This is a genomic window from Mesorhizobium sp. M0437 (assembly GCF_040321335.1).
Taxonomy (GTDB): Bacteria; Pseudomonadota; Alphaproteobacteria; order Rhizobiales; family Rhizobiaceae; genus Mesorhizobium.
This window is the reverse complement of sequence record NZ_JAMYRK010000066.1, coordinates 1-18,267: the sequence shown is the minus strand read 5'-3', so window position 1 is coordinate 18,267 and position 18,267 is coordinate 1. Positions and strand designations below refer to the sequence as shown.

Here is an 18,267-nt window from a genome sequence, read left to right as displayed (position 1 = left end):
AACGCGGCCGAATTGATTCCGCCAGAGAAAAAACCGCCGCGAAGGCTTTTTCCCAAGAAGGCGCTCTGGTCGTTGGCGTATCAAAACAAAAGGGCCGGCGAGGCCGGCCCTTTTGGCACGATCTGTCAAAGCGTCAGATGATGACGACTTTGGTGCCTACTTTCACCCGGCGGTAAAGGTCCATGACGTGTTCGTTGATCATGCGGAAGCAGCCATTGGAGGCGCTGGTTCCGATCGACTGCGGCGCGATGGTGCCGTGAATGCGCAGGTGGGTATCTTTCTTGCCGTCGTAAAGATAGATGGCGCGCGCACCGAGCGGATTGTCGCCGCCGCCGGGCATGCCGTCCTTGTACTGGCCATAGTGCTTGGGTTCGCGCTTTTGCATATCCAGCGTCGGAATCCAGCGCGGCCATTCCTGCTTGTCGCCGACGGCAACCGTACCCTTGAACTGCAGGCCTTCCCGGCCGACCGCGATGGCATAACGGCGGGCGGTTGACGATGATTCGACGAGGTAGAGACGACGGGCGCTGGTATCGATGACGATGGTGCCGGGGTTGTAGCCGGTGAATTCGACCTCCTGCGGCACGAATTCCGCCTTGACCTTGAACTGCCGCTTGGCCTGCTTCCTTTCGAGCGCGGCGTCGAGCGCGCGTGTTTCCGGAAGCAGCGACATCGACGAAGAGGATGTGCCGCCGAACAGTCCCGCGAACAGCCCGACGCTCTGCGGCTTCTGCCCCACCGGTTCGCTGCGCAACTCGCCATTGTTGCCGGTCAGCGCAACGTTCATGGCCTCGGCCGGGATCGGCTCGGCCGACTGGATCGGCGCAATGGGCGTAATCGGTTCGATGATGTTGACGGTCTTCTTCTTGGCCGGCGTGGCGTCAGCCACCTTGGCCGTTGCGAGCGGCTGGCTCTTCTTGGCAAGGAACGCCTGCCGTTCCGCATCGGCTTTGGCTTTCGCCGCCTCGCGCATCGCCAGCTTCCTGGCTTCGAGTGCCTTGGCGCGAGCGGCTTCCTTGTCGGCTGCGATCTTGGCTTCGATCTTGCGGATCTGCGCAAGGTCGTCCGGCGTCGGATCTTTCTTCTTCTTGAGAAGCTTCAATTGCGCTGCATCGCTTTTGGCAGCGACCTTGACGACGTCGGTTGTTGTTGCGGCTTTGTGGGCCGAGTTTGCCGTCGGCATGGCCGCGTAAGCGGGCGCACCTAGGCTGAGCACGGCACAAAGGCCGGCAAAAATGAAGCTGCGAAGCTGCATGGGGAAGATCCGATCGTTCAATGCTTGTTGCCCACGGCGTCGCCCGGCGCCCCCCAAGGACGCCGAGAATGCCGCGTGCAACGTATAATCGATTAGCCGGAAGCGCCTCAAGCGTGAGGCGCAGTCGAATCTTCGTGATCGTGCGGCATTTGCCGCGACTGTGTTCAAACGACAACAGATCGCGGCATAAGTTGCCCTATTACTGGTTGGGGACCTGCGGTGTGGCCGGCGCGGTGGCGCCGTTTGTCGCTGGCGGCGTCGCCGGAGCGGTTGCCGGCGGCGTCGTTGCCGCGCCATTGCCGGACGGCGGGGTCGGCGCCGTGGTGCCCGACGGCGGCGTCGGCGTCGTGGTTCCAGGCAATTGGTTGAGTACGCCCTTGCCTGCTCCGTCCGAGGTCGCCGGCACGCGATCGAGAATGTCGATCGGCTTCTCGCCATAGCGCGCAACGATCGACAGTGTCAGCGAAGTGACGAAGAAAGCGGCAGCCAGGATCGCCGTCGCCCGCGTCAGCGCATTGGCGGCGCCACGCGCGGTCATGAAGCCAGATCCGCCGCCGATGCCGAGGCCGCCGCCTTCGGAGCGCTGCAGCAGCACCACGCCGACAAGCGCGAGCACGACCATGAGGTGGACGACGATCAGTACGGTTTCCATAATTTACCCTGGCAAGGCCTTGTGCGGCCGCTGATTTGGAGGCGGCTCAATACAATGCTTTAACGGCATTTCCAAGCCCGTGGCCGGAATATGGGAAGCAATGCGTCCTTTGCAACGATTTCGGCGCCGGCCGTCCGCTCAAATGCAGCAACCAGCCCTTGTATCAAGCGATGTTTCGATAGGCTTCCGCGATGCCGAGGAAGTCCGCCGCCTTTAGGCTGGCGCCGCCGACCAGCGCGCCATCGACATTCCTGACGCCGAGCAACTCGACGGCGTTGGACGGCTTGACCGAGCCGCCGTAGATAATGCGCATTTTGGCCGCCGTATTGCCGAGCTTCCGTGCCAGTTCTTCGCGGATATGCGCATGTGCCTCGGCGACGTCGGCGGCGGTCGGGGTCAAGCCGGTCCCAATCGCCCATATTGGCTCATAGGCAATGACGGTGTTGGAAACCGTGGCGTTTGGCGGGACCGAGCCAGCGACCTGGCGCGACAGCACGTCGAGCGTGGCTCCTGCTTCTCGTTCGGCTCTTGTCTCACCAATGCAGATGATGGCCACCAGCCCGGCGCGCCATGCGGCGGAGGCCTTGGCCTGGACCAAGGCATCGTCCTCCTTGCGATCGGCGCGGCATTCGGAATGGCCGACGATGACATGGCTGGCACCTGCATCCTTCAGCATCTCGGCCGAAATGCAGCCGGTGTAGGCGCCGCTTTCCTCGGTGTGGCAATCCTCTCCGCCGGCCCGCACCGGCGTGCGCGACAGAATCTCGGCGGCGTGCGCAAGCAAGGTCGCCGGCACGCAGACCACCGCTTCGGTCTCGGCGTCGAGCCCACTCATGAAGCCGTTGCCGATCATCCTGAGCTCGTTGAGCGAGGCGCTGGTGCCGTTCATTTTCCAGTTGCCGGCGACGAGCGGGCGGATTCCAGGCGTCATGGGATTTGTTTCTCCGGGCAATTTCCAGCTGGCCCTCACTATCAAAATCAGGCCACAAAGCAATCGACAGTGGGCAGGAAGGGCGCTATTGCGCTTGTTTCAGACTCGGCGCATGCGAAATGCGCAAAAATCGGAAGTACTCATGCTTGGTATGTTGAGAAGCGCGGCGGGGACCTGGGTCGCTAAACTGCTGCTGTCATTGTTGGTGTTGAGCTTCGCCGTCTGGGGCATCTCGGGCCGCCTGATGGGCGGTCTTGCCGGCCATGATGCCGTGATCACGGCCGGAGGCACCAAGGTCTCGATCAACGAATACCGCCTCGCCTACGATCGCCAGCTCAGCGTCATGTCGCAGCAATTCGGCCAGCGCATCAGCCGTGAGCAAGCGACGGCGCTCGGCATCGACAACCAGGTGCTGGCGCAACTCGTGTCGGGCGCCGTCCTCGACGAGCAGGCCCGCAAGCTCGGACTCGGCCTGTCAAAGGACCGGCTCGCCGAACTGACGCGTGAAGACCCGGCGTTCAAAGGGCCTGCCGGAAGCTTCGACAGGAGAACCTTCGAGTACCTGCTTCGGCAGATCGGAATGCGGCCGGAAGACTATTTGAAGAACCGCGCCCAGGTCGCGGTCCGCCAGCAGATCGTCGAGGCGGTTTCGGACGGCCTCAAGGCCCCGGATACTTTCTTCAAGGCGGTCGCGCTCTATCGCGGCGAAGATCGCACCATCGACTACCTGACCTTGCCGAAATCGCTGGTCGAACCGATAGAAGCGCCGTCCGACAGCGCGCTTTCGGCCTATTTCGAGGAAAACAAGAAAACCTACGCCGCGCCCGAATACCGTAAGTTCTCCTATGTCAGGCTCGAACCGGAAGACATCATGGATTTGAGCGCGGTGACCGACCAACAGGTCAGCGACGACTACAATAAGAACAAGGCGCGCTACACCACGCCGGAGATGCGCACCATCGAGCAGCTTGTGTTCAAGACACCTGATGCCGCAAAGGCGGCGCTCGATTCGCTCAGGACCGGCGCGACCTTCGACAAGATCGTCGCTGCCGAAGGCAAGACGCCGGCCGACACGCTGCTCGGCACGCTGGCCAAGGACAAGATCGCCGACAAGGCGGTCGCCGACGCTGCCTTCAAACTAAACGTCAATGAGGTCAGCCCGGTCGTACAGGGCGCCTTTGGTCCCGTTCTGCTGCGCGCCACCGAGATCAAGCCCGAAGTGGTGAAGCCGCTGGCCGAAGTGTCCGAGCAGATCCGCAAGGACCTGGCACTGGGCGAGGCAAGCCGCATCTTGCTGGACGTGCACGACAATTACGAGGATACGCGCGCCTCGGGCAGTTCGCTCGCCGAGGCAGCCGCCAAATTGAAGCTGAAGGTCGTCACCATCGATGCCATCGACCGCACCGGCCAACGGCCGGATGGAAGCATCGTCAAAGACCTGCCGGAATCGCCGGCACTCATCAAGGCGGTGTTCGAATCCGAACCCGGAACCGACAATGAAGGCCTCACCACCGCCGATAACGGCTTCGTCTTCTACGACGTGAGCGCGATCACGCCTGCCCGCGACCGCACATTGGACGAAGTCCACCAGAAGGTCGTGGCCGACTGGACCGCGGCGGAGACCACCAAACGGCTCACCGCAAAAGCACAGGAGCTCGAGAAGCGTCTCAAGGCTGGCGCCACGCTCGAGGTGATCGCCGGTGAGCTCAAGCTCGAAAAGCAGACCAAGCGCGGCGTCAAGCGCGATGCGGACGACGTCGATTTCGGCAAGGAAGGCGCCGCCGCGATGTTCGGCGTCGGCGAAGGCGGCACCGGGCTGATCCCCTCACCTACGGGCGACGGACAGATCCTGTTCAAGGTTGCCGAGGTGTTCGAGCCTGCCGGGGCCGATGCCAGCTCAGTGCCCCAGGACGCACAGAAGTCCTTCACCTCCGGCATGTCCGACGACCTGCTCGACCAGTTGGTGGCGCAGTTGCAGACGCAATATGACGTCCGCATCGATCAGGCGGCCGTAACCCAAGCCCTGGCCAGATGAGCGCGCTGAAGATCCACATCGCCAAGGTCGCCGCCGGCAGCGCTCTTTCCTTCGAGGAGGCGCGCGAGGCCTTCGACATCATCATGTCGGGCGATGCTACCCCCGGCCAGATCGGCGGCTTCTTGATGGCATTGCGCGTGCGCGGTGAGACCGTCAGCGAGATCGCCGGCGCCGTCGCCACTATGCGCGCCAAGATGCTGCGTGTCGAAGCCCCCGAGGGCGCCATCGACATTGTCGGCACCGGCGGCGACAATTCGCACAGCGTCAACATTTCGACCGCATCCGCTTTCGTCATCGCCGGCAGCGGCGTGCCCGTCGCCAAGCACGGCAATCGCGGACTGTCCTCGCTGACCGGCGCCGCCGATGTGCTGATCGCATTGGGCGTCAAGATCGACATCCCTCCGGAGACGATCGGCCGCTGCATCCACGAGGCCGGCGTTGGCTTCATGTTCGCGCCGGCGCATCACCCGGCGATGAAGCATGTCGGCCCGACCCGGGTCGAGCTCGGCACCCGCACCATCTTCAACCTGCTTGGTCCACTTTCCAATCCGGCCAGTGTCAGACGGCAGATGGTCGGCGTGTTCCTGCCCGAATGGATCATGCCGGTGGCAGAAACGTTGAAGGAACTTGGTGCCGACCATGCCTGGATCGTCCATGGCGACGGCTATGACGAGATCACCACCACCGGCGAGACACTTGTCGCCGAACTGGCCGGCGGCGAGATCCGCAGCTTTACGCTGACCCCGGAAGCCGTCGGACTGAAGCGGCACACCAAGGACGAGTTGCGCGGCGGCGACGCCGCCCACAACGCCCAGGCACTGCGCGACATGCTGGCCGGCGCAGCCGGCGCCTTTCGCGATACGGTGCTGATGAATGCCGGCGCCGGGCTGGTGGTGGCCGGCAAAGCGACGACCCTCGCCGACGGCATGGTAACGGCGGCGCAGGCCATCGACAGCGGCCGCTCGCTGAAAGTGCTCGACAGGCTGATCGAGATTTCGAACGGTTAAAACCATGTCCGACATCCTGCGCAAGATCGAGGCTTACAAGCGCGACGAGATCACGGCGGCCAAGGCGCGCGTGCCGCTCGCCGAGATCAAGGCGCGGGCGACGGATGCCGACGCGCCGCGCGGCTTTCTTTCCGCCCTTGAAGCAAAGCGCAAATCCGGCAGGTTCGCGCTGATTGCCGAAATCAAGAAGGCTAGCCCATCCAAAGGCCTGATCCGCGCCGATTTCGATCCACCGACGCTGGCCAGGGCCTATGCGAAGGGCGGTGCCGCCTGCCTTTCGGTGCTGACCGACGCACCCTCCTTCCAAGGCGCGCCCGAATTCCTCACCACTGCGCGCGCTGCCATCGAGCTGCCTGCATTGCGCAAGGATTTCCTGTTCGACCCCTATCAGGTCTACGAGGCCAGGGCATGGGGCGCCGATGCCATCCTGATCATCATGGCCAGCGTCGACGACGCGTTGGCAAGAGAACTCGAAGCGACAGCGTTCGGGCTCGGCATGGACGCGCTGGTCGAAGTGCATGACGAGGCTGAAATGGAACGCGCGCTGCAGCTGTCGTCGCGGCTGATCGGAATCAACAACCGCAATCTCCGGACCTTCGAAACCAGCCTACAGACCTCGGAGCGGCTGGTAGCGATGGTGCCGGCCGACCGCCATCTGGTCAGCGAGAGCGGTATCTTTTCGCACGACGATTGCCGCCGGCTGGAGCAGAGCGGCATTGCGACTTTCCTGGTCGGCGAGAGCCTGATGCGCCAGCAGGACGTGGCCGCGGCAACGCGCCTGCTGTTGACGGGCAAGGCGCCGGCAGAGGCCGTTTGAGGATGGCGGCCGCCCTCACCCATCTTGGCGCGCAGGGCGAAGCCAACATGGTCGATGTCGGCGACAAGGCTGAGACGGTGCGCACGGCAGTCGCAGAAGGTTTTGTCGCGATGCGGCCCGAGACGCTGGACATGATCCTCGCCGGCGACGCCAAGAAGGGCGACGTGCTGGGCACCGCGCGCATTGCCGGCATCATGGCGGCCAAGAAGACGCATGAACTGATCCCGCTTTGCCATCCGCTGCTGCTGACCAGGATATCTGTCGATATCGAGGCGGACGCCGCGCTGCCCGGCCTGAAGGTGACAGCATTGACCCGCGTCACCGGCAAGACCGGCGTTGAGATGGAGGCTCTGAGTGCCGTCTCGGTCGCTTGCCTGACCATCTACGACATGGCCAAGGCGGTCGACCGCGCCATGGTCATCTCCGGCATCAGGCTGGTCGAAAAGACCGGCGGCAAATCCGGCGACTACAAGATCACCGGAGACGGGGCCACCGAGGCAGGCCGATAATGGCGCTGGTCCCAGTTGCCGAGGCGCTCGAGCGCCTGCTGGACGGCGCAGCAGCGCTGCCGGGCGAACGCGTCGCACTGCTGGATGCCGCCGACCGCGTGCTGGCGGAGCCGGTTGTGGCGCTCCGCACCCAGCCGCCGTTCAACGCCTCCGCCATGGACGGCTATGCCGTGCGGGCGGCCGATATCGCGTCCGTACCGGCAAGGCTTTCGGTGGTCGGCATGGCGCCGGCCGGACGCGGCTTTGCCGGAACGGTGCAGCAGCGGCAGGCCGTGCGCATCTTTACCGGCGCACCGCTTCCCGAAGGCGCCGACACTATCGTCATCCAGGAGAACGCCCGCGATCTCGGTGGCAGCAGCGTCGAAGTGACGGAACCGACGGTGCAGGGGCGCAACATCCGCCGCCTCGGGCTCGATTTCGCCAAGGGCGATGTCCTGCTGCCCAAAGGCCGCCTGCTCGACCCGGCGGCCTTATCGCTGGCGGCATCGGCCAATCACCCCGAGGTGCGCGTGGTCAAACGGCCGCTGGTCGCCATCATCGCCACCGGCGACGAATTGCTGCCGCCGGGCAGCGATCTTGGCCCCGACCAGATCATCTCCTCCAACGCCTATGGTGTCGCCGCTGCCGCACAGTCGGTCGGTGCGCGCGCGCTCGACCTTGGCATCGCGCCGGACCGCAGGGAGGCGATCGCTGCGCTGGTTGAAAAGGCCGTGAAGGCTGGCGCGAACGTCATCGTCACGCTGGGCGGTGCCTCGGTCGGTGACCACGACTTCGTCCATGAGGTGCTGACCGGGCAAGGCATGACGCTCGATTTCTGGAAGATCGCCATGCGGCCGGGCAAGCCACTGATGTTCGGGCGGCTGGGAGACATTCGCTGCATCGGCCTGCCCGGCAATCCGGTGGCAAGCCTGGTCTGCACTCAGCTCTTCCTGAAGCCGCTGCTGGCGCGGCTCGGCGGCCGCGCCTTTCAGCAGGATATACGTCGGGCACGGCTCGGTGCCGCCATGCCGGCCAACGATCTCAGGCAAGATTATGTGCGGGCTGTTGTCATTGATGACGCCGGTACGCTCGTGGCGACGCCGTTCGGCATCCAGGACTCCTCGATGCTGAAAATGCTGGCCGATGCCGACGGGCTGATCGTTCGCGCGCCGTTCGCGCCTGCCGCGGCGGCGGGCTCCCCCTGCGACGTACTGATGCTACGCTGAACCTGCCTCACTCCGAAATCAAGGTCCGGGTCAGCGGATGGTCTGGATCGGCCAAACCGTCGATGATGTTGAAATGATGCCGGTCAGGCTCGACCACCGAGCTGGTCGCGGTACCCAGGCCGATCCAGATGTTGGCCAGCAACGCGCTCTGACGCAGGAATTCAGCGCGCTCGCCGCCGCCGGCCCAGCAGGTCAGGCGGGCCTTGTCCATCGGGCGCAGCAGCACCGGGCTTTCGGCCTGCGCCTCGGCCTCATCGATCGCCAGCGTCTCGTTCATGCCGGTGCGCATTTTAGTGCGCAAATCGTGCACCCCCGAGATCGACACTACATGACGAACGCGCCGGACGACTTCGGGCGCCAGCGGCGTCGTCGCCGTAACCATCCGGCTAACAAGATGGCCGCCGGCCGAGTGCCCGGTCAGCATCAGCGGCCCTGCAACGATCGCCGCCGCCTTGCCGATCGCCGCGCCGACTTCCTTGACGATGCCGCCAATGCGTATCTGCGGACAGAGCGTGTAGGACGGCATCGCCACCGCATAGCCGCGATCAACAGGGCCAGCGGCAAGATGCGACCAGAAATTCTTGTCGAATTCCATCCAGTAGCCGCCATGAACGAACACCACGAGTCCCTTGGGCTTGATGGCCGGCAGGAAAAGATCGAGCCGGTTGCGTGGATTGTCGCCATAGGCCATGTCGAGCCGCGCCCTGCCCTCGGTCGAAAGCACGTCGCGGAAAACCCGCGCGGGCTCGATCCAGGCCGCCGGCCAGCGATCGCTGCCGGCTATGTTGGCGCTGTTGGCATAGGCGTTGTCCCAATCGGCAATGTGACGTTCGAACACCCTGCGCCCTCCCTGGCATATGGCCCTGCAGCGTAGCCGTAAGCATCGCGCGGCGCGTCGTCGCCAGCCTCACGATTCCAGCTCTCGCATCAATCTCAAGTGACAGCTGCTTTGATGGCGAAGCGCGCATCCTTCCACGCACCGGTGTGCAGGATGTCCTCAAGCACTTTGGCGGCCTGCCAGACATCGGCATAGCCGACATAGAGCGGGGTGAAGCCGAAGCGCATGGTCGATGGCGCGCGAAAATCGCCGATCACGCCACGTTCGATCAGCGCGCGCATGACCTGGTAGCCATGCTCATGCATGAATGAAATCTGGCTGCCGCGTTTTTCCCCATCGCGCGTGCTTTCGAGCGTGAGCCCGTAAGTGCCGCACTTTGCCTCGACAAGCTCGATGAACAGATCCGCCAGCGCGATGCTCTTCTTGCGCACCGCCGTCATGTCGACATCGTTCCAGATGTCGAGCGCGCCCTTCAGCGTGCGCATCGACAGGACCGGCTGTGTGCCGCACAGAAACCGGCGGATGCCGGTGCCGGCCGCATAGCCTGGCTCGAAGGCGAAGGGCCGTGCATGGCCCCACCAGCCGGTGAGCGGCTGCTGGATGTCGGAAAGATGCCGCTCAGCCGCATAGATGAAGGCAGGCGCGCCCGGGCCGCCATTCAGATATTTGTAGGTGCAGCCAACGGCAAAATCGGCGTTTGCCTTGTCGAGTTCGACTGGCATCGCGCCGGCAGTGTGGCAGAGATCCCAGACGATCATCGCCCCGGCTTCCTGAGCCCTGCGCGTCAGCGCCGGCATGTCGCGCAGTTCGCCCGACTTATAGTTGACGTGGTTGACCAGCACCACAGCGGTGCGTTCGTCGATCAGCTCTTCGATGGTCGGCGCGTCGACTCCCGAGAGGCGCAGCAGCGTATCTTTTCGCGTCGAAACCACACCCTCGGCCATGTAGAGGTCCGTCGGAAAACTATCGCCCTCGGCGACGATGACCTGCCGCTCCGGTCGCATGGCCATGGCGGCGTGCAGCAGCTTGTAGATATTGACCGATGTCGTGTCGCAGACCACTGTCTGGCCGGCCGCGGCCCCGATCAGGCGCCCGAGCTGGTCGCCAAGTTCAAGCGGCATGTTGAACCAGCCGGCCGTGTTCCATGCGCGGATGAGATCATGCGACCATTCTTCGGTCGCGGCCTTGTGCAGTTCATCGAAAGCGGCACGTGAAGCAGCTCCTAGCGAATTGCCGTCGAGATAGATCACTCCTTGCGGCAACACAAAGCGGTCGCGCATCGCGCGCAGCGGATCCGCGGCATCCATCGCCTTTATGGCCACGAGATCGGGAATTCCTGTCATGATTTGTCTGCTCCCCCAAGATCCAACGCAACGCCGGACACGCATCGACTGTTCTTCCATTACTTGGTTGCGCGCAGCAAGGCTCCACCGGCGAGAAGCAGCCTGACCAGGCGGTGGAAACCGGGACTTAACCCGAGGTTGGCGTTTTGAGTTCGTTTCGTTCACGGTGCATTGACCAAACCGCACAGTCGATACGGGTTCAATTCCGTGCCTTTTGCCGACCGACGGCCGATGCCAGTGCCGCCTTCTAGGAGGCCAGAAGGGCGCAAACGAAAGCAGAATCAAGGCGATGAGGCTCGCGGCGGTGAAAATGCGGTACGCCGGTAGGGGACGTCGTTTGTTTCCCGAGCCTTAACGCATTCATTAAACTTTAAACAGTTGCGGAACACAACTGGAACAGATAGTGTTTGTTCTGGGTTTGTTTTTCTGATTCTGTTGGGGGTCGCTATGCTGACACGCAAACAACACGAACTGCTTATGTTCATCCACGAAAGGTTGAAGGAAAGCGGTATCCCGCCTTCATTCGACGAGATGAAGGAAGCGCTCGACCTGGCTTCCAAATCCGGAATCCACCGGCTGATTACGGCGCTGGAGGAGCGCGGCTTCATTCGCCGTTTGCCCAACCGGGCCCGTGCGCTGGAGGTGCTACGCCTGCCTGACTCGATCGCCCCCGGCCTCAATGCGGCACGCAAGTTCTCGCCGAGTGTCATCCAGGGCAGTCTTGGGCAAGGCGCCCCTCGGCAAGGCAAGCCGACATCGTCGCGCGTGCCCGCAGCCGGAAATGACGACGATGTCGTCGCCGCCGTTTCGATCCCAGTGATGGGCCGCATCGCTGCCGGTGTGCCGATCGACGCCATCCAGCACCAGACGCATTCGATTTCGGTGCCGCCGGATATGATCATGGGCGGCGAGCATTATGCGCTTGAGGTCAAAGGCGATTCGATGATCGAGGCCGGCATTTTCGACGGCGACACGGTGATCATCCGCAATGCCGATACGGCGAGCCCCGGTGAGATCGTGGTGGCACTGGTCGACGAGGAGGAAGCGACGCTGAAGCGGTTCCGCCGCAAGGGCGCCTCGATCGCCCTGGAAGCCGCCAATCCGGCCTACGAGACGCGCATCTTCGGACCAGACAGGGTCAAGGTGCAGGGCAAGCTCGTCGGACTGATCCGCCGCTACTGAGCTCCGCCCTTGGCGCCGGCTTTGGGGTTGTCGGCCCGGCGGTATGGCGGCAGGCCCCGTGCCGCGCGTGAAAATTTCCGCTGCACGTGCCAGGGCCGGTATGATTTTTCGACGGCGAAGCGGATCTCGGCGCGTGTTGCCGCTTGTGGATCGAAATAGACGGCGGCACTTCCCGCGCGCGCCAGTTGCCGTTTGGTGACGACGAGGACCAGCCGGTCGTAGTAGCAGGGGTTATGGGCGGTGGCGTCGTCGATGACGATCAAGCTGGCAAAGGCGCAGGCTGGCCGCGCAGTATCGCGGTCCTTGGCTTGCGCGATGATCGCGCCGGATGGATGCCTGGCAAGGCAGAGGCCGTCCGTGCAAATGAACGGCATGCCCGGCGGTAGGTCGGCCGGATCGGCAATGTCGAATTGCGGGTCGTTCTTTCCAGGTGTTTCCGGCGCGACGATAGCCTCTGATGTGAGCGCGCGTTTCCAGTTGTCGATGGTGAACTCATTCGGGCGTGCCCGGTTGACCGCGAGTTCACCGCTGCCGATCGGCAGCGCGACCAGCCGTGCGTCCTCCGAGACCAATACGTCGGGTATGCGTGTCTGCGTTGTCGTCAGCAAGCCGGCGAGCGCAAAAGGAAGTGCCGCCAGCCGCAACCACGTCGTCGCCATGCTGGCAATGACGAGGGCGATCGTCACCAGAAGGACGGATCTCAGCGAAATCAGCCCGACCGCATCGATCGGCGAGCGCTCCGAGATCCACCCGGACAGGGCGATCATCGCCGTCAGCCCCTTGCCCATGACATAGAGAAAAGGGCCATCCGCACCGAACGGCATCGCCAGCGCGCTGAGAACGGCGAAGGGCATGACGACCAGTGACACGATGGGCATGATGGCCAGATTGGCGAACAGGCTGAGCGGCGCCACGCGCTGGAAATGCCATATGGCGAAAAGCGCCGTGGCGCTCCCTGCAATGATCGAGGTCATCGCCAGACCGCACATGCCCAGCAGGACCTTTCGAGTGGCAAAGCGTAGCGGCGACTGCCGCGGCGGCGGCGTGGTGGCCCTGCCGGCGCGGTAATCGGACCAGCCTGCATAGGCGCCGACAAGGGCCGCCGTCGCGGCGAAGGACATCTGGAAACTCGGACCGACCACCTCGTGCGGCGACACCAGGATGACCGCGATGGCCGAGATCGCCAGGTTGCGCATGGTGAGCGCGGCCCGGTCGAACAGCACGGCGATAAGCATCACCGCCAGCATGATGAAGCTGCGTTCGGCCGCCACGACAATGCCGGAAAAGACGAGGTAGGCCGCAATCGAAAAAAGCGCGGCGGCCGCGGCATATTTCTTGACCGGCCGTCGCGATGAGAAATCGGGAAACAGCGCGAAGGCACCCCGCAGCAGCGCCATGATGGTGCCGGCGACCAACGCCATATGCAGCCCCGAGATGGAGATGATGTGGTAGATGCCGGTGCGCCGCATCGCTTCGTTGATCTCCTCGGGAATGCCGGCGCGCACGCCGACGATCAGCGCAGCAGCAATCTCGCCCTCGGCACCGCCGATGCGGCTGCGGATATGGTCGGCGATGGATTCACGCGCGTCTTCGATCGCGGAAGAAAGCTGCGCGGCAAGCGGCATGCTGTCCGACGACACGATTTTCGGATTGCCGAGAAAAAAGCCGCTGCCGCCGATACCGGCGAAATAGCTGTCGAAGGAGAAATCATAGCTGTCGGGCCGCACCGGGCCGGTCGGCGGCAGCAGCCGCACATAGCCGGTGATCTCGGAACCGGCGGTCAGCTCAGCCGGTATCTTCATCGCCGAAACGCGGACCCGTTCCGGCATGTAGCGCAGTGTCGGCCTGGCGGTTGAGATCACATCGATTGTCAGCCTGATGCGGCCGCTCGCCATGGGCTCGTACGATACGACGCGACCCGTCAGCCGCGTCGAGATTTCGGAGCCGAGCATATGCGTTCCGACACGCCATGTTTCGAACTTGGCGGCAAGTACGCCAAGCGCGCAGAGCAGCGCCACCATGAAGCACAGGCGCGTCCTGGGCCATGACCGCGAGACGACGGCACAAAGGGTCGCGAGGAGCGCGATTGCGATCGGCTGTGGAAAGGCCGGCTCCACCGACAGCCCGAAATAAACGACCACCCCGCATGCGAGGAACACCGGCACCAGCAGGAAGGCGATGCCGCGGTCGAGTTCCAGACCGGCCGCTGTGGTTACGCTGTTGCGGATACGGGACGGTGACGGGAGGCGGAAACGCCTGCGCAGGCGTACGATAGGCTCGCCCGCGGGCACGAGAACCGTTGCTGGGTCGCTGGCCGGCAGCGACGGAGCATCGAAGCGCGGAGCAGGTAGCAATGCCGGTGCCGGCAGGACAGGCGGGGGAGCGGCAAACAGCAAGCGTTCGCTGACGTCGCTGCCAACGTCCTCGCCCTCGCCCGCACCACGGCCTCGCACAGCCATCGGGTCTGCCCCTTGCGCCCTCGACCTCCTATGCTACATGAACGCGCAACGCGCGAAAGTCCGCAAACCCACTTCCTTCGCCCGCCTGAGAGTTCCATGCCCGATAAGGTCGTCACCCGTTTTGCCCCCTCGCCCACCGGCTATCTGCACATTGGCGGCGCGCGCACGGCGCTGTTCAACTGGCTGTACGCCAAGCACACGGGCGGCACGATGCTGCTGCGTATAGAGGATACCGACCGTGAGCGGTCGACGGATGCGGCGACGGCAGCCATTCTCGACGGGCTTTCCTGGCTCGGACTCACCTGGGACGGCGCGCCTGTCTCGCAGTTCGAGCGCGCGCCGCGCCATCGCGAGGTGGCCGAGGAGCTGGTGCGCGTGGGCAAGGCCTATTACTGCTACGCGACGCCGGCGGAGCTGGAGGCGATGCGCGAGGCAGCGCGAGCCAAGGGGCTTCCGCCCCGCTATGATGGGCGCTGGCGCGACCGCGACCCGTCGGAGGCGCCGCCCGGCGCCAAGGGGGCGATCCGCATCAAGGCGCCGACAGACGGCGAGACGGTGGTGCATGACCGCGTCCAGGGCGACGTGCGCTTTCCCAACAAGGATCTCGACGATTTCATTATTCTGCGCTCGGACGGCAATCCCACCTACATGCATGCCGTCGTCGTCGACGATCACGACATGGGCATCACCCACATCATCCGCGGCGACGATCATTTGACCAACGCCGCACGCCAGACCGTAATCTATCACGCCATGGGCTGGGAGGTGCCGTCGATGTCGCATATCCCGTTGATCCACGGTGCCGACGGCGCCAAGCTGTCGAAGCGGCACGGTGCGCTTGGCGTCGAAGCCTATCGCGCCATGGGCTACCTGCCGGAGGCGCTGCTCAACTATCTGGCGAGGCTTGGCTGGAGCCACGGCGACGATGAGATCATGTCGATCGCCGACATGATTACATGGTTCGACATTGGCGACGTCAACAAGGGCGCCGCCCGTTTCGACTTCGCCAAGCTCGAGGCGCTTAACGGCGTGCATATGCGCCGGATGAACGACGCGGCGCTGCTCGACATCTTCATCGCCACTCTGCCCTATCTAGAAGGCGGCCCGGCAATCGCCGCTCGCCTCGACGACAGACGCAGGGCGCAACTGCTTGCCGCGTTGCCGGGCCTGAAGGAGCGCGCCAAAACGCTGGTCGAACTTGTTGAAGGGGCTGAATTCCTTTTCGTCGAACGGCCGCTGCCGGTCGACGAGAAGGCGGCGGCGCTGCTCAGCGGTGAGGCACGCGCGATCCTGCGGGGCGCTCATGCGGCACTAGCCACGGTTTCGGGGTGGTCTGCCGCCTCAGCCGAAGCCGCGATCCGCGACTATGCGCAGGCCGCCGGCTATAAACTCGGCGCCGTGGCCCAACCTTTGCGCGCCGCGCTCACCGGCAAAAGTACCTCGCCAGGTGTCTTTGATGTGCTTGCCGTGCTTGGCCGCGAGGAAAGCCTGGCGCGGATCGCTGATCAAATCGATTAGCAAACTGGCCCAAGAAGATTGGCATTGAAAGGTGTGTTTCGCAGTGCAACATTGGGTCTTGGCCTAATCTGCCGCGCAGATTCAATTGCGGGCGCAAATGTGCGTATTCCGATGCTTTTGACGTGTTGGGTTCAGATATTTTGCCTTTGCCGGCCTGAGGAAACAAAAAGGAGTTTGCTATGACCGAACCTGCGACAAAAATGGAATTTGGCGGCAAAACCCAGGCATCGACGGCCAAGCTGGAACTCGGCGGCAAAACCCATGAATTCAAGATACGAAGTGGTTCGGTAGGACCTGACGTCATCGATATCGGTTCGCTCTACAACACCGCCGGCGTCTTTACCTACGATCCCGGTTTTACGTCGACGGCGAGCTGCGAATCGGAAATCACCTTCATCGATGGCGATGCCGGCATTCTTTTGCACCGCGGCTACCCGATCGACCAATTGGCCGAGCACGGCGACTTCCTCGAAGTCTGCTATCTCTTGCTCTATGGTGAACTCCCGACCAAGGCGCAGAAGGACGATTTCGACTACCGGGTGACGCGCCACACTATGGTGCATGAGCAGATGTCGCGCTTTTTCACCGGCTTCCGCCGTGATGCGCATCCGATGGCGGTGATGTGCGGCGTGGTCGGCGCGCTGTCGGCCTTCTATCACGATTCCACCGATATCTCGGACCCCTATCAACGCATGGTCGCGTCAATGCGGCTGATCGCCAAGATGCCGACGATCGCGGCGATGGCCTATAAATACCACATCGGCCAGCCATTCATTTACCCGAAGAACGAGCTGAATTTCGCAGCCAATTTCCTGCATATGTGCTTCGCCGTGCCTTGCGAGGAATACAAGATCAATCCGGTGCTGGCCCGCGCGATGGAGCGCATCTTCATCCTGCACGCCGATCACGAACAGAACGCCTCGACTTCGACCGTCCGCCTGGCCGGCTCGTCGGGCGCCAATCCTTTTGCCTGTATCGCTGCCGGCATCGCCTGCCTGTGGGGTCCCGCACATGGCGGCGCCAACGAGGCAGCCCTGAACATGCTGGGCGAGATCGGTCATGTCGATCACATCCCGGAATTCATTGCGCGCGCCAAGGATAAGAACGATCCGTTCCGATTGATGGGATTTGGCCACCGCGTTTACAAGAATTACGATCCGCGCGCCAAGATCATGCAGAAGACCGCGCACGAGGTCCTGGGCGAGCTCGGCATCAAGGACGATCCACTGCTCGACATCGCCATGGAGCTGGAAAGGATCGCACTGACCGATTCCTATTTCATCGAGAAGAAGCTCTATCCGAACGTCGATTTCTATTCCGGCATCACGCTGAAGGCGCTGGGCTTTCCCACCACCATGTTCACCGTGCTGTTCGCGGTCGCCCGCACCGTCGGCTGGATCGCGCAGTGGAAGGAGATGATCGAGGACCCGCACCAGAAGATCGGTCGCCCGCGCCAGCTCTATACCGGCGCGCCGGAACGGGACTACGTGCCAATCGCGAAGCGGTGAAGGTGGTGAATGGTGAATGGTGAATGGTGAATGGTGAATGGGAGTAGCGAAGCGTCGCTCCCTGTCCATAGAAACCGCTATTCACAATTCACAATTCATAATTCACTCACTTCCTCACCATCCCCATCACCACCCCCGCGGCAATCTCGCCTGACGGCTTGGCGGTTGCCATACGCCCGGCAATGTCGGCAAAACCGTGCTTCTGCCAGGTGCGGTAGGCGGTATCGGAGAACAGCGCTTCCAACTGCCGCGCCAGATAATGCGGCCGCACATATTGATTGTAGTGTTCCGGCACAACCGGCCGGTCGGCAATGAGATTGGGCAAGGCTGCGCTCCATACTTTGATCAGCGGCTGCGCCATGCGCATGACCGGATCGAGCCGGTAGCAGGAGATCATCGGCACACTCGCCAGTGCCAGTTCCAGCGATACCGTCCCCGACGCGATCAGCGCCGCATCCGCCTTGCCGAAGGCCTGCCATTTGCGTTCGGCATCAAGGATGATCTCCGGCTTCTCGTCCCAGCTCGCGACCGAGGTCCTGACCAGGTCGGCGACGTGCGGCACCGTCGGCAACAGCAGGCGCAAGCGGTGCCCGCGCGCCCGCAGGATCGACAGCGTTTCGCCGAACGGCCCAACCAGGCGCCGCACCTCGCCGCGACGCGAACCGGGCAATACAAGCAACGTTTTCACACGGTCAGCGGCGAGGTTACGCGGCTGCGCCTGCGCCCTTGCGGCACTGACTATGCCCGGATCGTGTGTAAGGCGATGCCCGACATAGGTGCCGGGCGGCCCGCCCAGGCGAGCGAGTTCCTTCACCTCGAACGGCAGGATGCAAAGAATGTGATCGACATATGGCTTCATCGCCGCCGCCCTGCCCGGCCGCCAAGCCCACACGCTCGGGCAGACATAGTGGACGATCGGGATAGTCGGATCGGCGGCACGCACCTTCTTGGCGACGCGCAGCGAGAAGTCCGGACTGTCGATGGTGATAAGGCAATCGGGCTTTTCAC

General features: G+C 63.4%; 15 protein-coding genes. 8 read left to right on the top strand and 7 right to left on the bottom strand.

What is annotated here, in order from left to right:
* Positions 1–133: 133 nt before the first annotated feature.
* The 3 genes from NKI72_RS28320 to tpiA form a co-directional block, all read right to left on the bottom strand.
* Entirely contained in the window at positions 134–1,255 is a 1,122-nt protein-coding gene (locus tag NKI72_RS28320; protein ID WP_352448838.1) for a L,D-transpeptidase, read from the bottom strand.
* 199 nt (positions 1,256–1,454) lie between these two features.
* Positions 1,455–1,907, bottom strand: coding sequence for a preprotein translocase subunit SecG (secG, locus tag NKI72_RS28315; RefSeq protein WP_254817294.1), 453 nt, complete (start codon positions 1,905–1,907; stop codon positions 1,455–1,457).
* A gap of 163 nt (positions 1,908–2,070) precedes the next feature.
* A complete protein-coding gene (gene tpiA / locus NKI72_RS28310) occupies positions 2,071–2,838 on the bottom strand; it encodes a triose-phosphate isomerase (RefSeq protein ID WP_352835827.1) in 768 nt (255 codons plus the stop codon).
* A 142-nt stretch (positions 2,839–2,980) separates the two neighbouring features.
* Between tpiA and NKI72_RS28305 the strand changes: the two genes are divergently transcribed.
* From NKI72_RS28305 to NKI72_RS28285, 5 genes are read left to right on the top strand one after another with little or no spacing between them, the layout of a single operon-like run.
* A complete protein-coding gene (locus NKI72_RS28305) occupies positions 2,981–4,873 on the top strand; it encodes a SurA N-terminal domain-containing protein (protein ID WP_352835829.1) in 1,893 nt (630 codons plus the stop codon).
* Entirely contained in the window at positions 4,870–5,880 is a 1,011-nt protein-coding gene (trpD, locus tag NKI72_RS28300; protein ID WP_352835832.1) for an anthranilate phosphoribosyltransferase, read from the top strand. The genes NKI72_RS28305 and trpD overlap by 4 nt, the downstream gene beginning before the upstream one ends.
* A gap of 4 nt (positions 5,881–5,884) precedes the next feature.
* A complete protein-coding gene (gene trpC / locus NKI72_RS28295) occupies positions 5,885–6,697 on the top strand; it encodes an indole-3-glycerol phosphate synthase TrpC (protein WP_352835835.1) in 813 nt (270 codons plus the stop codon).
* Between the two features lie 2 nt (positions 6,698–6,699).
* Positions 6,700–7,206 (top strand): cyclic pyranopterin monophosphate synthase MoaC, encoded by a 507-nt coding sequence (gene moaC / locus NKI72_RS28290; protein WP_352448833.1) that lies wholly within the window; start codon positions 6,700–6,702, stop codon positions 7,204–7,206.
* Positions 7,206–8,411 (top strand): molybdopterin molybdotransferase MoeA, encoded by a 1,206-nt coding sequence (locus NKI72_RS28285; protein ID WP_352540557.1) that lies wholly within the window; start codon positions 7,206–7,208, stop codon positions 8,409–8,411. Before moaC ends, NKI72_RS28285 begins: the two co-directional genes overlap by 1 nt.
* Before the next feature lie 7 nt (positions 8,412–8,418).
* Here the strand turns inward: NKI72_RS28285 and NKI72_RS28280 are convergent, their stop codons facing one another.
* Entirely contained in the window at positions 8,419–9,249 is an 831-nt protein-coding gene (locus NKI72_RS28280) for a hormone-sensitive lipase (protein WP_352851469.1), read from the bottom strand.
* Positions 9,250–9,344: 95 nt separating this feature from the next.
* Positions 9,345–10,592: a kynureninase gene (kynU, locus tag NKI72_RS28275; protein ID WP_352540559.1), complete on the bottom strand. Its 1,248-nt coding sequence runs from the start codon at positions 10,590–10,592 to the stop codon at positions 9,345–9,347.
* 447 nt (positions 10,593–11,039) lie between these two features.
* Between kynU and lexA the strand changes: the two genes are divergently transcribed.
* The gene (lexA, locus tag NKI72_RS28270; RefSeq protein WP_023674949.1) at positions 11,040–11,774 is read left to right on the top strand and encodes a transcriptional repressor LexA; all 735 of its coding nucleotides are present in this window, start codon (positions 11,040–11,042) and stop codon (positions 11,772–11,774) included.
* On the opposite strand, the gene NKI72_RS28265 is transcribed toward lexA, so the two are convergent.
* Complete coding sequence (locus NKI72_RS28265) at positions 11,768–14,233, bottom strand: ComEC/Rec2 family competence protein (RefSeq protein ID WP_352474271.1); 2,466 nt, start codon at positions 14,231–14,233, stop codon at positions 11,768–11,770. The genes lexA and NKI72_RS28265 overlap by 7 nt on opposite strands.
* A gap of 96 nt (positions 14,234–14,329) precedes the next feature.
* Here NKI72_RS28265 and gltX point away from each other — a divergent pair, with 96 nt between their 5' ends.
* Together gltX and gltA are read left to right on the top strand one after the other, a co-directional pair.
* On the top strand, positions 14,330–15,751 hold the full coding sequence (gltX, locus tag NKI72_RS28260; RefSeq protein WP_352540560.1) for a glutamate--tRNA ligase: 1,422 nt from the start codon (positions 14,330–14,332) through the stop codon (positions 15,749–15,751).
* 179 nt (positions 15,752–15,930) lie between these two features.
* On the top strand, positions 15,931–17,259 hold the full coding sequence (gene gltA, locus NKI72_RS28255) for a citrate synthase (RefSeq protein ID WP_023674946.1): 1,329 nt from the start codon (positions 15,931–15,933) through the stop codon (positions 17,257–17,259).
* 106 nt (positions 17,260–17,365) lie between these two features.
* Here gltA and NKI72_RS28250 read toward each other — a convergent pair.
* Positions 17,366–18,267: lipid-A-disaccharide synthase (locus NKI72_RS28250; protein WP_352851468.1), on the bottom strand; the 902-nt coding region annotated here is incomplete at its 5' end.

What these genes read in the sequence shown, in the direction of transcription:
- NKI72_RS28285 (WP_352540557.1), top strand. Translation starts at nt 7,206, where the DNA reads ATGGCGCTGGTCCCAGTTGCCGAGGCGCTCGAGCGCCTGCTGGACGGC.
- secG (WP_254817294.1), bottom strand. Translation starts at nt 1,907, where the DNA reads ATGGAAACCGTACTGATCGTCGTCCACCTCATGGTCGTGCTCGCGCTT.
- NKI72_RS28305 (WP_352835829.1), top strand. Translation starts at nt 2,981, where the DNA reads ATGCTTGGTATGTTGAGAAGCGCGGCGGGGACCTGGGTCGCTAAACTG.
- kynU (WP_352540559.1), bottom strand. Translation starts at nt 10,592, where the DNA reads ATGACAGGAATTCCCGATCTCGTGGCCATAAAGGCGATGGATGCCGCG.
- tpiA (WP_352835827.1), bottom strand. Translation starts at nt 2,838, where the DNA reads ATGACGCCTGGAATCCGCCCGCTCGTCGCCGGCAACTGGAAAATGAAC.
- trpD (WP_352835832.1), top strand. Translation starts at nt 4,870, where the DNA reads ATGAGCGCGCTGAAGATCCACATCGCCAAGGTCGCCGCCGGCAGCGCT.
- trpC (WP_352835835.1), top strand. Translation starts at nt 5,885, where the DNA reads ATGTCCGACATCCTGCGCAAGATCGAGGCTTACAAGCGCGACGAGATC.
- moaC (WP_352448833.1), top strand. Translation starts at nt 6,700, where the DNA reads ATGGCGGCCGCCCTCACCCATCTTGGCGCGCAGGGCGAAGCCAACATG.
- NKI72_RS28320 (WP_352448838.1), bottom strand. Translation starts at nt 1,255, where the DNA reads ATGCAGCTTCGCAGCTTCATTTTTGCCGGCCTTTGTGCCGTGCTCAGC.
- NKI72_RS28265 (WP_352474271.1), bottom strand. Translation starts at nt 14,233, where the DNA reads ATGGCTGTGCGAGGCCGTGGTGCGGGCGAGGGCGAGGACGTTGGCAGC.
- lexA (WP_023674949.1), top strand. Translation starts at nt 11,040, where the DNA reads ATGCTGACACGCAAACAACACGAACTGCTTATGTTCATCCACGAAAGG.
- gltX (WP_352540560.1), top strand. Translation starts at nt 14,330, where the DNA reads ATGCCCGATAAGGTCGTCACCCGTTTTGCCCCCTCGCCCACCGGCTAT.
- gltA (WP_023674946.1), top strand. Translation starts at nt 15,931, where the DNA reads ATGACCGAACCTGCGACAAAAATGGAATTTGGCGGCAAAACCCAGGCA.